The organism is Pseudomonas fluorescens, assembly GCF_900215245.1.
Lineage (GTDB): Bacteria > Pseudomonadota > Gammaproteobacteria > Pseudomonadales > Pseudomonadaceae > Aquipseudomonas > Aquipseudomonas fluorescens.
Genome location: NZ_LT907842.1, coordinates 1,038,214 through 1,051,933, shown reverse-complemented (window position 1 = coordinate 1,051,933; position 13,720 = coordinate 1,038,214). Strand labels below are relative to the sequence as shown.

General features: G+C 60.0%; 15 protein-coding genes. 3 read left to right on the top strand and 12 right to left on the bottom strand.

Annotated elements, in window-relative coordinates:
* Positions 1-140: 140 nt before the first annotated feature.
* The 4 genes from CPH89_RS30080 to CPH89_RS04935 all read right to left on the bottom strand — a co-directional run bounded on the left by CPH89_RS30080 (position 141) and on the right by CPH89_RS04935 (position 3,873).
* Positions 141-317, bottom strand: coding sequence for a hypothetical protein (locus CPH89_RS30080; protein ID WP_155512291.1), 177 nt, complete (start codon positions 315-317; stop codon positions 141-143).
* A gap of 140 nt (positions 318-457) precedes the next feature.
* Complete coding sequence (locus CPH89_RS04945) at positions 458-2,686, bottom strand: ATP-binding protein (RefSeq protein ID WP_053257906.1); 2,229 nt, start codon at positions 2,684-2,686, stop codon at positions 458-460.
* Entirely contained in the window at positions 2,683-3,297 is a 615-nt protein-coding gene (locus CPH89_RS04940) for a biliverdin-producing heme oxygenase (RefSeq protein WP_053257905.1), read from the bottom strand. The genes CPH89_RS04945 and CPH89_RS04940 overlap by 4 nt, the downstream gene beginning before the upstream one ends.
* A 195-nt stretch (positions 3,298-3,492) precedes the next feature.
* Positions 3,493-3,873, bottom strand: coding sequence for a response regulator (locus CPH89_RS04935; RefSeq protein WP_053257904.1), 381 nt, complete (start codon positions 3,871-3,873; stop codon positions 3,493-3,495).
* 182 nt (positions 3,874-4,055) lie between these two features.
* Between CPH89_RS04935 and CPH89_RS04930 the strand changes: the two genes are divergently transcribed.
* Entirely contained in the window at positions 4,056-4,430 is a 375-nt protein-coding gene (locus CPH89_RS04930) for a c-type cytochrome (RefSeq protein ID WP_053257903.1), read from the top strand.
* On the opposite strand, the gene CPH89_RS04925 is transcribed toward CPH89_RS04930, so the two are convergent.
* The 5 genes from CPH89_RS04925 to CPH89_RS04905 form a co-directional block, all read right to left on the bottom strand.
* Positions 4,431-6,452 carry an LTA synthase family protein gene (locus CPH89_RS04925; protein WP_053258042.1) on the bottom strand — a complete coding sequence of 674 codons (2,022 nt, stop codon included), beginning with the start codon at positions 6,450-6,452 and terminating at the stop codon, positions 4,431-4,433. It abuts the gene before it with no gap.
* Positions 6,453-6,524: 72 nt separating this feature from the next.
* Entirely contained in the window at positions 6,525-7,124 is a 600-nt protein-coding gene (locus tag CPH89_RS04920) for a hypothetical protein (protein ID WP_053257902.1), read from the bottom strand.
* Positions 7,124-8,392: a sialidase family protein gene (locus tag CPH89_RS04915; protein WP_053257901.1), complete on the bottom strand. Its 1,269-nt coding sequence runs from the start codon at positions 8,390-8,392 to the stop codon at positions 7,124-7,126. The genes CPH89_RS04920 and CPH89_RS04915 overlap by 1 nt, the downstream gene beginning before the upstream one ends.
* 23 nt (positions 8,393-8,415) lie before the next feature.
* On the bottom strand, positions 8,416-8,961 hold the full coding sequence (locus tag CPH89_RS04910) for a cytochrome b/b6 domain-containing protein (RefSeq protein WP_053257900.1): 546 nt from the start codon (positions 8,959-8,961) through the stop codon (positions 8,416-8,418).
* The gene (locus tag CPH89_RS04905; RefSeq protein ID WP_053257899.1) at positions 8,961-9,227 is read right to left on the bottom strand and encodes a PepSY domain-containing protein; all 267 of its coding nucleotides are present in this window, start codon (positions 9,225-9,227) and stop codon (positions 8,961-8,963) included. The genes CPH89_RS04910 and CPH89_RS04905 overlap by 1 nt, the downstream gene beginning before the upstream one ends.
* Positions 9,228-9,373: 146 nt before the next feature.
* Between CPH89_RS04905 and CPH89_RS04900 the strand changes: the two genes are divergently transcribed.
* Both CPH89_RS04900 and CPH89_RS04895 read left to right on the top strand, forming a co-directional pair.
* Positions 9,374-10,036 (top strand): response regulator, encoded by a 663-nt coding sequence (locus CPH89_RS04900; RefSeq protein WP_053257898.1) that lies wholly within the window; start codon positions 9,374-9,376, stop codon positions 10,034-10,036.
* Positions 10,033-11,415: an ATP-binding protein gene (locus CPH89_RS04895; RefSeq protein WP_053257897.1), complete on the top strand. Its 1,383-nt coding sequence runs from the start codon at positions 10,033-10,035 to the stop codon at positions 11,413-11,415. Before CPH89_RS04900 ends, CPH89_RS04895 begins: the two co-directional genes overlap by 4 nt.
* Here CPH89_RS04895 and CPH89_RS04890 read toward each other — a convergent pair.
* The 3 genes from CPH89_RS04890 to CPH89_RS04880 are packed head-to-tail and all read right to left on the bottom strand — an operon-like array spanning position 11,372 to position 13,313.
* Complete coding sequence (locus tag CPH89_RS04890; protein WP_053257896.1) at positions 11,372-11,842, bottom strand: hypothetical protein; 471 nt, start codon at positions 11,840-11,842, stop codon at positions 11,372-11,374. The two genes, CPH89_RS04895 and CPH89_RS04890, sit on opposite strands and share 44 nt — an antisense overlap.
* A 4-nt stretch (positions 11,843-11,846) precedes the next feature.
* The gene (locus tag CPH89_RS04885; protein ID WP_053257895.1) at positions 11,847-12,134 is read right to left on the bottom strand and encodes a colicin E3-like toxin immunity protein; all 288 of its coding nucleotides are present in this window, start codon (positions 12,132-12,134) and stop codon (positions 11,847-11,849) included.
* A gap of 15 nt (positions 12,135-12,149) precedes the next feature.
* A complete protein-coding gene (locus CPH89_RS04880) occupies positions 12,150-13,313 on the bottom strand; it encodes an S-type pyocin domain-containing protein (protein WP_053257894.1) in 1,164 nt (387 codons plus the stop codon).
* Positions 13,314-13,720: the final 407 nt, after the last annotated feature.

Sequence of the window (13,720 nt, the reverse complement as noted above, 5' to 3'; positions counted from 1 at the left end):
GCTCTCACAAGGTAGGGCTGAAAAGGGTAGCGCAGAGGATGTCAGTGTTTTGTTAACCGCGTGCAGCGCAACAGGGCTGCACGCTGGGGCGTATCAACTGCGGCGCAGGCCGCCCGGTCTGCTCGTTGGGCCTTGTTGTGTCAAAGCAGCCGGCCTTGTCCGAGAGTGGCCAGAGAAGATTGATTTGATTGCGGCTGGGTTTGCCCGGACGCGTTGCCGTGATGGGGCGAAGCGTTTTCCGCCGGTTTGGCTGGGAGCTGCTCGCGTTGTAGGGCTTGATTGAGGTTATAGGTGTGGAACGTGTTACCAATCATCATGGGTAGACCTCATGCTCAATTGAAGGATCGCTGATCGCATCAACATTCCCTTTGAGTGCGCACTGAGTCAGTGGCATTGGCCGGGGCCTGCGTTCCCGGCCAAAGGTGTCCGCGTGTTTTCTCAGGCGGCTGATGGCGTTTCAGTCCGCCTTGGGCACGGTAAACCTGAACTCACTGCCGCGCCCCAACTCACTTTGAGCTTCGATTCGCCCCCCGTGCGCTTGAACGATGCCCTGCGTGATGTACAGCCCCAACCCGCTGCCCGTGGGGTTGTTTTCGGTCTGGGTCCAATAACGGTCAAACACATGCGGCAACTGTTCAGGCGCAATGCCTTCGCCGGAGTCGCGCACCGAAAACACGATTTCTTCGCCGGTGCTCATGGCGCTGATGCCAATGTTGCCCTGCCGCGGGGTGAACTTGATGGCATTGCCGATCAGGTTCGACAGCACCTGGAACAGGCGCTCCGGGTCGGCATTGATCTGCAGGCCGGGTTCCGCGTTGAATGCCAGGTCGATGCCTTTCTCCATCGCCAATGGCGCGAGCAGGGCGTAGGCCTCCTCGAACATCTGGCTGACATCCAGCGCCACGGGCTTGACTACGTAACGCCCGGCTTCGATTTTCGAGGTGTCGAGCAGGTCCTCCAGCAGCACATTCATACGCCCGGCGGCCTGTTGCATGGTGTCGATGGCCGAAGAAATCCGCCGCGACGTGTGCGGGCCTTCGGAGCTGAAGGCCTTTTGCATCATGCCGCAGAGCATCGAGATGACCGTCATCGGGTTGCGCAAATCGTGGGACACCACCGCCACCAGTTCATCACGCGCGCGCACCGCCTGTTGCTCGCGCAACACTTGGCGCGCGAGGTCGTTTTCCAGGGCCGAACGGCGCAGGTCGTTGGCCGCGAACAGGTCGCCGTGGCTCCACTTGGTGGAGATACCGGCCATTTCAACTTTCCAGATTTCAAACGAAGTGCGAGGGCGCAGTCGCAAACCGGCGTCGGAGTTTTCCAGGTCCAGCGGTTTGTTCGGGTTGCCGCTCCAGTTGATGTTCTCCTTCACTTCCGGGCGAAACCACAGCACACCGTTATCCACAGGCTTGGGCAAGCTCATGGCCAGCACGCCACTGGCCATTTGCTGAAACTCGGCGGCGGGCGGATACACCGACACCAGGTTGTGGCTGGAAAAGACCGGCTCGCCGTGCTGTTGCAGCCACTTGTGTAGCGCGCGAATCTGCTCCGGCTCCGGGCAGTTGCCGTAACGATGCAGTTGCTTGTCTTCGATGATTGCCACGCCGCCCGACAGGGTCAGGTCCATCAGCAATTGCGGCTGCTGGGCCAGGCCATCGAAGACGTTTTGCTCAGAGGCCTTCATCGCCCGCTCAAGCCGCACCAGTGCCTCGACTTTTTCTTCGCGTTGACGGCTGATGTCCAGGGCCTCCATGGCGCTGATCTGCAGCGACAGCACCTGGCCGATGGTCTGGCAGGCGATACGCAGTTCATTGGGCACCAGCAATGGCTCGCGGTTACCACAACTGATCAGGCCCCAGAGCTTGTCGCCCGCCATCAACGAGATGCTCATGGACGACAACACACCCATGTTTTGCATGTACTGGCAGTGAATCGGCGACACGCTGCGCAGCGTCGCAAAGCTCAAATCCAGCGGCTGGCCGGTGTCCGGGCGCAGTTTGGGCAGCAGCGGCACCGGCTCGTAGGCGGCATTCGGGATGATGCGCAGCCAGTTGGTGCGGTACAGCTCGCGGGCCTGCTCGGGGATGTCGGATGCGGGGAAGAACAGGCCGTTGAACAGCTCCATGGACGGCGCCGACGCTTCAGCGATGACCTGGCCATGGCCTTCTTCTTCGAAGCGGTAGATCAGTACCCGGTCATAACCGGTGATGGTTTGGATTTCATTCACGCTGATTTCGTACAGCGCTTGCAGGGTTTTCGCCGACTGCAGGCGTTGCAGCATTTTGCCCAAGTCACTCGTGCGGCCATTCAGGGCACGGGGCTTGAAGTCTTCGAGGCGCGGTTCGAATTCCAGCACCAGCACGTCTTGATGGCGATGCAGCAAGCCTTCAAATTGCACACCGTTGAAGTGGATATGCAGCGCGTGTGCGTCGAAAAATGTGTTGTCCTCAGCCATAGCCTGCACGGCGTGGGCGTGTTCCGCGCCAATCAATGTGTGCAGTGGTTGGCCCAACAGCGACTCTGGCGCGTGGCCGAACAAGGTGCCGACGTTGGCGCTGACCTGCAGAATATGGAGGTCTGGCTCCGACAGTGTCAGCAACACGCCGTGTGGCTGAATCGCCCCCGGCGTGCGGATGGGTTCGTCGGCACAGTTGGCAAGCAGTTCTTCAAAATCGTCGGGTTTCATAGCAGTACCTCCTGGCTGGCGAGCCATTGCTCGAAGCCGCTGAATGTCGAACAGGCTGCCTGCACCGCGCGCTGTGTCGCTGGCGCGTCCAGTGGCTGGTCTCCCAGGTAATCGAGAAAGTCTTTCCAGCGCCGACCGGTCTCGGCGCCGTACACGTTGAGAAACGCACCGCCGTTATCCGCATCAATACTCAGGCGCTTGCCCATTTCCCGGCGCAATACCTGGCCGCCCAGGGTCGCGCCTTCCAGCACATACAGTGCGCCGAGGCAGGCTGCGGGGTTATCGAACGTTGGCGGTTTGCGGCACCGGGGCAGGGCGCTGATGGCGGCGTCAGTCAGGCCAAGGGCGTGGAGATCACACAGCAAGGTGGGTGTTTTCACACGCAATGCAGTATCGAAACCATCGGGGATCAAACCACTTTCATACAACGCCGCTTCGATCGGTGCATAAAAACCGTAGTACGCCTGGAGCAAGCGCTGGTACCAGTCGGCATCCAGGCGTTCGGAGAAAAACGGCAGGCGTTTCTCCAATGCTACATGCAGCACACCAGTGCCTGAGCGCAACGCTTCCAGCAATGAGGGCGCAGCAAGGTCAGGGGCCTGTGAATGCATTCAGTGAGCTCGAACTGTGGGCCTTTTGGCCATGAATGACGCGATTAAATAGGCGACGATTCTACACAATGCATTGCCGTCAACTTCACGCATAAGGCGAAAAGCCTGACCAGCGGATCAGAAAAGTCGCTCCTTGCGTAATTAATGACCACAGGGCGGCACATCAAGTTCGGTCTGGATGATATTGCGGTGCTATTAATGCAGGGAGGCGCCCTGTTGGGTCAGCGCGTTTCGCACGCACTCCACCAAATGTTCGGTACTCCACGGCTTGGGCAAAAAACGCACAGAACCGCCCAGTTGTGCGGCTAACCTGGTATTGCCGGAGGTCAGCACCACCGGCACCGATGGCCAGCGATGCGCCACCACCTTGCTCAGGTCATAGCCGTTGAGCAAACCCGGCATCTGGATATCGCTCACAATCAGGTCAACCGGGTCGTCGCCGCGCTCCAGGTAAATCATCCCCTCATCCGCCGACGGGAAAGAAGTGACATGAGCCCCGAAGTCTTCCAGTACGTCCACCATTAACGAGCGAATGATCTCGTCGTCTTCCAGCACTAAAATCGATGGCTGAGCCATGATCCTTACTCCACCATCAGGGTTCAGTAAGGTGGAGTGGGACGGGCGTGAATAGGTTCGATTAGATATCTGCGGGGCGATGGGTGGTCGTTTTAGAGCGGTTGCGCGGTGGTTGGTCGCAGCGCCACTGTGAGGTGGATACAGGCATAATCGACTCACCGTTGCCCGCTGTGGAGCCCTAGATGAAGTACGCCCTGTTGACCCTCGCCCTGATCCTCAACGCCGGCCCGGCCTGTGCGGCGGGCGATGCCGAGGCGGGCGGCAAGCTCTTCGCCAAGACCTGCGGCGGTTGCCACAGCATCGGCGAAGGCGCACGCGGCGGTTTTGGGCCTGAGCTTAACGGCATCATCGGCCGCCCCGCCGGCACCACCACTGACTATCAGTACTCCGACGCGATGAAAAATTCCGGTGTGGTCTGGACCCGCGACAAACTCGCCGCCTACATCGAGGCGCCGAAGAAGGTGGTCAGCGGCACACGCATGATCTTCTGGGGCATCAGCGATCCGGAAAAAATTGAAAACATCCTCCAATACCTGGAAACCTTCCAGCCCAAGTAATCACTCGCGCACATTCCTGAACAGCATCAGCCGAGCGCTCTCATGCAGCCCGCGCGTCAAGCCCTGTAAGCGTTGAAACTCTTCAGGGTGCTGTTCGGCCACATCCTCCCGAGGCGTTTGCGAGGCCAGGTCATGCAGGGTCGGCGAGCTGCCGTCATGTTGCATCTGCAGCAGGAAGTCCTTGGTCACGCCACCGATAATCGGGAAGGTGCCCTCATGCAACACCAGCGGCACCACGCGCTCACCTTCCGGCGCTGGCTGCTGGATGTCCCGGCCCATCGCGCCGTTGCGAAACGGTATGCCCGCCATGCCCGCCACCGTCGGCAGCAAATCCGCCAGGCCCACGGCTTCGTCGATCACCCGAGGTTGCAGGCCCGGGGCGTGGATCAGCAGCGGCACATTGTTGCTTTCCAGGCCCAGTTGCTCGAAGGCGGGCGCCATGTGCGGGATCTGGCTGATGCGCGTGTTGTGGTCGCCGAAAAACACAAAAATGCTGTTGTCGTACCAGCCGCCGGCCTTGGCGATTTCCATCAGGCGGCCGATGTTGTAATCCAGCAGGCGCACCGCGTTGTATTGCTCGACGCTGCGTGAACCGGCGGCCTGGGCTTGCTCCAGCGTCACGTTATTGAGTTGGAAGCCATCGTTTTGCTTGGGGATGGTAAAGGGGCGGTGGTTGCCGGAGGTTTGCAGGTAGGCGAAGAACGGTTGGTCTTTTGGCACCGCACGCAGCAGTTGGTCGCCCTCCTTGAACAGGTCCAGGTCGGAGATGCCCCACACGTCCACCCGTGGCGAGCGCCAGTGGCTTTCGTCAAACAGCTGCACGCCGTCGATGCTCTGGCGAATCAACGCATTGATATTCGCCCAACCGGCGTTGCCGCCGATCATGTAGAACTTCTGGTAGCCCTCGAAGGCGTTGATCAGCGTGTGTTGCCGGGTGATCAGCGGGTTGCGTGTGGCCGTCTCCTGGCGGGTGACGTCCGGCACGCCGGAGATGCTTGCCCACACGGTTTTGGCAGTGCCGGTGACGGGCACGTAGAAGTGTTTGAAGAACCAGCTTTGCGTCGCCAGTGTGTCGAGGTTCGGCGTGGGGTTCAGCGGGTTGCCGTAGGCGCCGACGGCGCTGGTGCCGAGCGACTCAAGCATCACGAAGATCACGTTGGGCGGGCGCTCGCCTGGCAGTCGATAGGGTTGCACGGCTTGCTCGCGGATGAAATTCAGTTGCTCGGGATCGGGTTGCTCGACCCCCAGGTACTGGGCCACTTGCGGGTAATGCTGACGCACCTGGGCGGCATCGAATTGCGATTGGCCGACCTTGAGTGTGTCGTACAAGAACAGCACCGGGTTCAGGCCCACGGCGGCGACTTGGCTATTGCCGGAAAAGAACGCATCGCTCCAGCGCAGCGGCACCGGGTTTTCCAGGTTGAGATTGTTCACGCGGCCGAGCAGGGCGAGCAGCACGGCAATGACGCCAACCACCGAGACCGACGCCAGCGTGAGTGTGCCGATGGGTTTGCGCTCGCCATCCAGGGTCAATCGTTCCAGGCACACCAACGCCCAGACCCACACGGCCACCGCCGCCAGCCAACACGCGGTTATCCACAGCACCGGGTAGGTTTCCCACACCATCTGTTGAGAAATCTGTGCGTCTTGCAGGTAGCGCAACACGGTCGCGTTGATACGCACACCGAGGTAGGCGTAATGCCCGAAGTCGATGATGTACACCAGGCCGACCACGGCCAATGCCACCACCAGATAGCCGCGCGCCAACCAGCGCAGGGCGGGCAGGGTGGTGAGGTTCCAGCGTGGGAACCAGGCCAGCAGCGCCAGCGGCAACAGGACCAACACCGCCAGACGCAGGTCGAAGCGCAGGCCGATGCCCAGGGTTTCCGGCAGCGCCGGGGTGTTCAGCGCAAGGCCGGAAAAGCTGATTAAAAACACCAGCCGCAAAGCGGCCAGCAACACAAATATCAAGCCGATCGCGCCCACGCCGTAGCGCAGGCGGCGTGATTGCAACACACCCATCATTGACCCTTCCCAATGTCCAAAACGACCCCGATCAACTGTGGGAGGGGGCTTGCTCCCGAAAGCGGTGTATCAGTGCCAGATATGCCGCATTCGCAAGCGAGCCCGCTCCCACAGTTTGAGTTGCATCAATCCTGCAACGGCGCAGTAACCCGCCAACAGCGGATCAACCAAGTAATCCCAATAGTTCTCCGAAGCCTTCAGCCGCAACGCAAACCCCAGCGTGCCGATCGCCAGCATCCACACCGCCAATGCATTGCGCAGCCACAGCATCAACAGCGCTGCCGCCCCCACCAGCACAATCATCGGCCGCGGCTTAAAGCCCCAGCGATAAGGGTCGACATACGTCAGGCCCAGCGTTGCCGGGTACAACAGCAGGCTCAGCCCGCCAAACAACAGCAGCAATTGCACCCGCTGTTGACGGCCCTGCGGCTGCACCACGCCCAACCGGCACAACCCCACCCACGCCAACAACACCAACGTGCTGATCGCCAGGTCATCGGTGTAGCTGCGCACGTATGCCGCCAACGGCAATTCATTCAGCGGGATAACACTCAGCGCCACCAACACCGGCAACAACCAAGGGCGCCACGGTGCGGTGAATCTGAATGCGCTTAAGAGCACAAACCCCAGCAACACAAAACTCAAATGGGCTTGCCACACAGAAACCATCACAGACGCTCCGCCAGCCAGGCTTCGTTGAAGCTGACATGTTTGATAAAGGTGTTATTCCACGAGTACACCAGGTGATACATGCCGTCCGGGCTGCGGCTGAAATACGGGTACTCGTATTCGAAATCGCAGCCACGGGGTTTGCACACGCGGTAATCCAGATTGCTCAGAAAACGTTGTTCCAGCGGCAGGCGTTTGGCGCCGCTGGACGCGCGGAAGCCTTCGCCGATGATCGCTTTATAAGCCTCGGGGGAAAACGGTTGGCCCAGCGGGTCGGGTGATTGGTCCAGTTCCACCACTGTGCGCCACTGGCTCAGTTGGGCGTCGGTGCCATATAGGCTGAGCTTGAAGCGGCCGTCCTGCAGGTCGTTGAGGGCGACCAGCAAACCGTCGTCTTCAGTGGCCACGGCCGCCAGCGATGAGTTGGGGTTGGCCGGTTCCAGCGGGTACGGCTCGCTCCAGGTTTGCCCGGCGTCCTCGGTGCGGCTGGCGAGCACGCGGTGATGGGTTTCGCCGGCGTAACGCAACATCGCCACGGCGCGCTGGCCATCCTGCGGCACGATGGTCGGTTGCAAGGAATGCTTGCCGCGGCTGATGCGGAATTTGTCGATCACCGCACCGTCCGCGCTCAAGTAGAGGTACTCGGCGAACTTGCCCATGAACTCGTGATACACCGGCAGGCCGATCGAGCCGTCGGCGTGAAACACCGGTGCGGCGCGCACCAGTGTGCTGATGTTGAAAAACGGCGACGTCACCAATTGCCGAGGTGCCGACCAGTTTGCGCCGAGGTCCTCGGAGACCATCACGTTGATCGCACTGGTGGCCCAGCCGCCGACCGACACTGACACGTAAAACATCCACAGGCGTTTATCCGGCCCCAGCGCAATCACCGGGTTGCCCAGTTTACGAATGTAACGCTGGGTGCCGTCGCGGGTACTTTCACGTGTGGCCAGCACCTGCTCGGCGCCCCATTCGCCGCTGCGTGCATCAAACCGTGCGGTGCGCACCTGCACATCGGCGGCGCCTTCGCGGCTGCCTGCAAACCACACGGCCATCAAGTCGCCACCGGGTAGGGCGGTGACCGAGGACGAGTGCACAAAGTCAGTGAGTTGCGAAGACACAAAGCGGCTGGAGTATTGCGGCGCCGTCGCGACTTTAGAGGTGTTCGGGCTCGCCTGGGCAAACGGCGCGAGCACGTGCGGCGGATGGCTGAGCCAGGCGGCAATAAATACCCCTAGCAGGCTGCAGATCAGTAGGGCGGAGCGCATAGAGAACCTGTCAGAGAAAAAAATTACTGCGCACGATCATCCGGCAGGCGCTTCCTGCGACCGGTGAGCATGGATAACGGCAGGTTGTCCTTCACCTGGATGCTTTCATACACGGCGGCCAGCACATGCACACCGACCAGAGCCAGCAGCACATTGGCGGCGGTTTCATGGACTTGCAGCGGCCAATCGGCGCCCCATAGCGCGTCGACTTCCTGCATCAGGAAGCCGCTGATACCGAGGGTCAGCAGCGCCGACATCATCAACAGCATCACCAGCGCGCCGATGGGCGAATGGCCAAGGCGATGCAGGCCGCGCCCGTCGAACACCCTACGCACATGGGCACTGAGCCGCGCAGGCGATGGCCAGAAATCCGACCAACGCGCACTGCGCGGTCCTACAAACCCCCACACCCATCGCACCAGCAGCCAGGCCATAGCGTAGTAGCCCAGCCACACATGCCAGTCATCGCCCGCTTCGTTAACGAAGTAATTGGCGATAAAGACCCCGGCGATAGACAGATGAAACAGCCTCACCAGCGGGTCCCACAGGCGCAGGGATTCGCCTGGCATCAGCCCTTGATCTCAGTCTTCACGGCCTTGCCGGTGACCGGGTCGTGGTAGATCTCGACCTTGCGTTTGTCCTTGTCGAAGCCGTAGATCTCGTAGCAGTTGCCGTCCGTGACCTTGAACTTGCTGATCGTGTAACCGTCGGCCTTGAGCTTGTCCTGAAAGGCCTTTTCGTCTTGCCATTGCGAACGCTCGGCGGTGGTGCACTGCGGGCCGGCGAGGGCCATGGGGCTGGCGATAAGCAGCGACAGCAGGAGAATTTTGCGCATGAAAAAGCTCTCAGCAGATGTGGGAGATTTCACAGTGCAAAACCAACCTTAGCGCAAGCTTAGTTGGCAACGCGCCGTAACATCTTTCCCGAAATGACCCCGCGTAGAACCGGCATCATTCCGCCGATTCCTACAGAGACTCCGCTATGCGCCTACTCCTTGTCGAAGATGATCGTGCCCTTGGCCAGGGCATTCGCGTGGCATTGGGCGCTGAAGGCTACACACTGGATTGGCTGCAAGATGGCCTCAGCGCCTTGCACGCGTTGCGCACCGAGAGCTTCGATTTGTTGCTGCTCGACCTCGGCCTGCCACGCCTGGATGGCCTCGACCTGTTGCAGCAACTGCGCGCCGGGCAACACGACGTGCCGGTGCTGATCCTCACCGCCCGCGACGGCACCGCCGAGCGCATCGCCGGGCTGGACGCGGGCGCCGACGACTACCTGATCAAACCCTTCGACGTCGAAGAACTCAAAGCCCGCGTGCGCGCCCTGTTGCGCCGCAGCCAGGGCCGCGCGCAACCGATGCTGGAACACGCCGGTGTCAGCCTCGACCCGGCGACCCAGCAAGTGCGTTACCAGGATGAAGAGATCATCGTCACGCCGATGGAATACCAACTGCTGCACCAGTTGATGGTGCGCCCCGGCAAAGTGGTGACCCGCGAGCGGCTGTCTCGTGCGTTGTATGGGTGGCAGGACCGGGTGGAGAGCAACACCCTGGAAGTGTTGATCCATAACCTGCGCAAAAAGTTATCCACCGACCTGATCCGCACCGTGCGCGGTGTTGGCTATGTGCTGGCGCTCACACCATGACCTCGGTTCGCGCGCGCATCCTCATTCCGGTGCTGGTGTTTATTTTGCTCGGCGACGCGCTGATCAGCTGGCTGGTGCTGCGCGACAGCCACCATGAAATCGAAGAAGTCTACGACGCCCAACTCGCCCAAAGTGCGCGCCTGCTGCAAGGTGTGCTGCGCCAACGCGACCCCGGCGAAGCCGACTGGGACCGCTTGTATCAGGCGTTCGACCAGGCCATGAGCCGTGTGGGGGAGGAGGGCGTGGCCCACCCGTACGAAACTCGCCTGACCTTCCAGGTGTGGCGCAGTGATGGTGAGTTGCTGGTGCGGTCTGCAGAGGCGCCCGTACTTGCAACCCCGCCGACTGCCCTCGGCGCCCACGACATCATGGACAACGGCAACGACTGGTGCGCCTTCCTCCTCGCCGACCCGCAACAGGGACTGCTGATCTGGGTGGGCGAGCGCGACGACATTCGCCAGGACCTGATCGAACGCATCGTGCGTCACACCCTTTGGCCCACCTTGATCGGCGTGCCACTGCTGACCGTGTTGATCTGGCTGACCATCGGCTGGGGGCTCACCCCGTTGCGCGCCATGGTCAGGTCGATTCGGGGGCGCAATACCGACACCTTGCAACCGTTGAACCTCAAGCCGCTGCCGACCGATCTGGAGCCCATGCAAACCGCGCTCAACCGGTTGCTGGTGCAAATGGATGACCTGTTGGAGCGCGAACGCCGCTTCATCGCCGACGCCGCCCACGAACTGCGCACGCCATTGGCGATCCTGCGCATCCATGCACAAAACGCCCAAAGCGCTGCGACCGAAGCGCAGCGGCGCGAAGCCTTGGACTTCCTGGTCAACGGCGTCGACCGCGCCACACGCATTGGCAGCCAATTGCTGACCATGGCGCGTATCGAGCCGCAACTGAGCAACCCCGTGCGCAAGCCTGTGCAATTGACGGAACTGGTGCGCGAAGAACTGGCCGAGTTGACGCCGCTGGCCATGGAGAAAGGTGTGGAGTTGGTGCTCGAAGGCGAAGAAGCGTGCTGGGTGCAAACCGAGCCGGTGGCCCTGGCGATTGCGCTACAGAACCTGGTGACCAACGCACTGAATTTTTCCCCGGCGGGCAGCGAAGTGAAGGTGGTGATTGGGGTCAACTGCTTGAGCGTGGAAGACCAAGGCCCGGGGATTGATGAAGCGGAAATGGAGCGGTTGTTTGAGCGGTTTTATAGCCGGGATAACGCTAATGGCGCGGGGTTGGGGTTGGCGATTGTGGAGATGATCGTGGGCAAGATCGGCAGTGCGTTGACGTTGCACAATCTAGCGCAGGGCGGCTTGCGCGCGCGGCTGAGCTTCACGGCTTGCGCGCAAGCGCCTGCGGGAATACCACACCGTTGAACGTATGGGTGCAGCAGTCACAACTGGGCTTCATCTGTTCGGGCGTCAATTGGGGGTTAACCTTTTGCAGCAGGCCTGCCGCGTCGACCCACAAACCGCTGTAATAGCTGAAATCACCCAATAGCACATAGTCGTCTTTGTCATTTTCATGCAGAGCAACCATCCAGAACACGGGCTCCGGGCGATCCAGGCGAGCATTGGCTTCGCTGAACACCTTGTCCCATGGCTGACCAACGTTGGACAGGAGAAATCGGAATAGCGGCGTGTAGTCAAAACCGTGTCGTAGACGGCTATGCATTGATCCGCGGGTGGACAGTGAACGCTTTGCGCTTTTGGTATGCCGTTCATAGCGATAAGCGAAACCGCTACCGTGACGCACGCCATGGGTTCGGGTATTGACTGAGCGGTAGAGAAGGGGCTTTTTCATTGCTTCAGGATTCCTTCCTGGGTTGCTTTGGAGGTGGCGGCCAAGCGCCTTGATAGCGGAAGGAAATTTGGTAGTCGAATAGGTTGGGCTGTATTACATGCTGGAAGTGTGGCTGGAGAATTGTTATCCAATTTGGGAGAACGTTGAAAACGTCGGCATATATTGCGGTTTCATCGCTCAAACCTAATGCCTCAAAGGAACTGTCAGCGTCATCGATATCTGCCGAGTACTCATCTGCTTTCAAGTCATTACTGAGTTTTTCGTACCACCGTAATCTGATTTTCATAACCATTTTTCGCACTCCTCTTTATCTGTAAATTCGACGTTTTGGGTTCGCCGGCCCGCGACGTTCGGCGGTGTAAGGATCAAATGCGCCGAGATGTTCTAAATCACTGTTTCGATAGACTTCAAGCTCGCCTTTCTTGGAATCCCATTCAAATATCTTTCTCCTTTTTGCATCTATCCAACGCTCACGTAAACCAGCCCCGCCTTGTCTTGGTGTCACCGGCTTTTGGGGGATCAAGCCTGGGAAGCCAGTTATATCTTCGGTACTTGGTGCAGAAAAGTAATCATGATCCGGGTTTCTCAACCCCTTCCGAGGCTCATTTACCACCACATACAGCGGCCGAACCCCAGACTCCACCGGGAACACCAGAATAAAATCCCGATACTCCGGCGGATAAATCGGGTTCACCAGAATCTGCGCGGCTTTCTCCGTCGGCGGGTAAATCCAAATCACCGGCGCTTGCGGCGCAGCCTCCAATGCCGGAATACCCAGCGTATCTCCAGGATCAACCGCAGGCGTCCAGATCAGTTCCACGCCCTCACCCAAATCCGCCACAAACTGATCGCCACGGCTTTGGAACTGCACCACATCAATCATCTGCCAATCGGCAGTGTTGCCCGTGTAAAACCCGTACCCCTTGAGCGTACCGTCCCCACGCTGCTCGACATGCAAACGCATCTGCGACCGCGCCCGTTGCAGCGAACGCAACTGCTCCTCGCTGTAGAGCGCGCTATCACCCAGCTCCGACGGCCAAGCCAGCGCCACCAAACCCGCCAATAAGCCACCGGCTACAGTGCCAGCGGCGGTTGCTGCGGATTCCACCACCGCCGAACGCAACGCCAACTGCCCCAAGCCAACAGGCAGGGCGCTGCCGCTGATCTTGCGCAAGGCGACTGCGCCTCGGCTGTCCACCTCGCGCCCACCCAACAGGCTGAAATGGCCGTAATCCTTGATCAGCTCCAACGGTACGTAACCGGTGGGGTCGTTGTAGCGAATGATGCCGTCAGGCAGTTGGCAGGGTTTGGTGAACACGCAACCGGGAAGTTTTGCGGGCGTAGGCGCCGGTGCTGGTGTTGGGTCGAGCAACACCATGGGCGGCGAATAGGGCACCCGCTTCGGCTGCGGAGTCAGGATTCGCCGTTTGAGTTGTTCTTCTTCGGTGATGGGGTACGCGCGTTCTGACATGACGGGCTCACTTCCTTGTGCGAGGGAGTGAGCGTACGAGGGGTAATCAGAGGTTGATGTCGGCTCTTCTCGATGGTGTATGTGGGAAAAGTCATCGCTGTTAGCGACGATAATTAAAAAGGGCGATGAGACTTTTCGACTTAGCTATCTTCAGCATTTTAAGTAGTGCGCTTTGGACATTTCTCGTCACAAGGCTCGGCTTTGCCCGTCCAGTTTTTAAAGCTAAGTTCTCGCTCGTCGCTGTCTATATGGCGACCGGGCCTGGAAACCCGTGGGTATAGGCGCACAGGCGCCACCATTTATCACGACCGCTGGCGCCACTTTTGTGCCAGCATATGCGTGTTATGGCGGCTGTGCGTGGGAGGCTTTCGAGTCTGCCGGGTTTGCCTATTCCCCGGTTTCCAGCC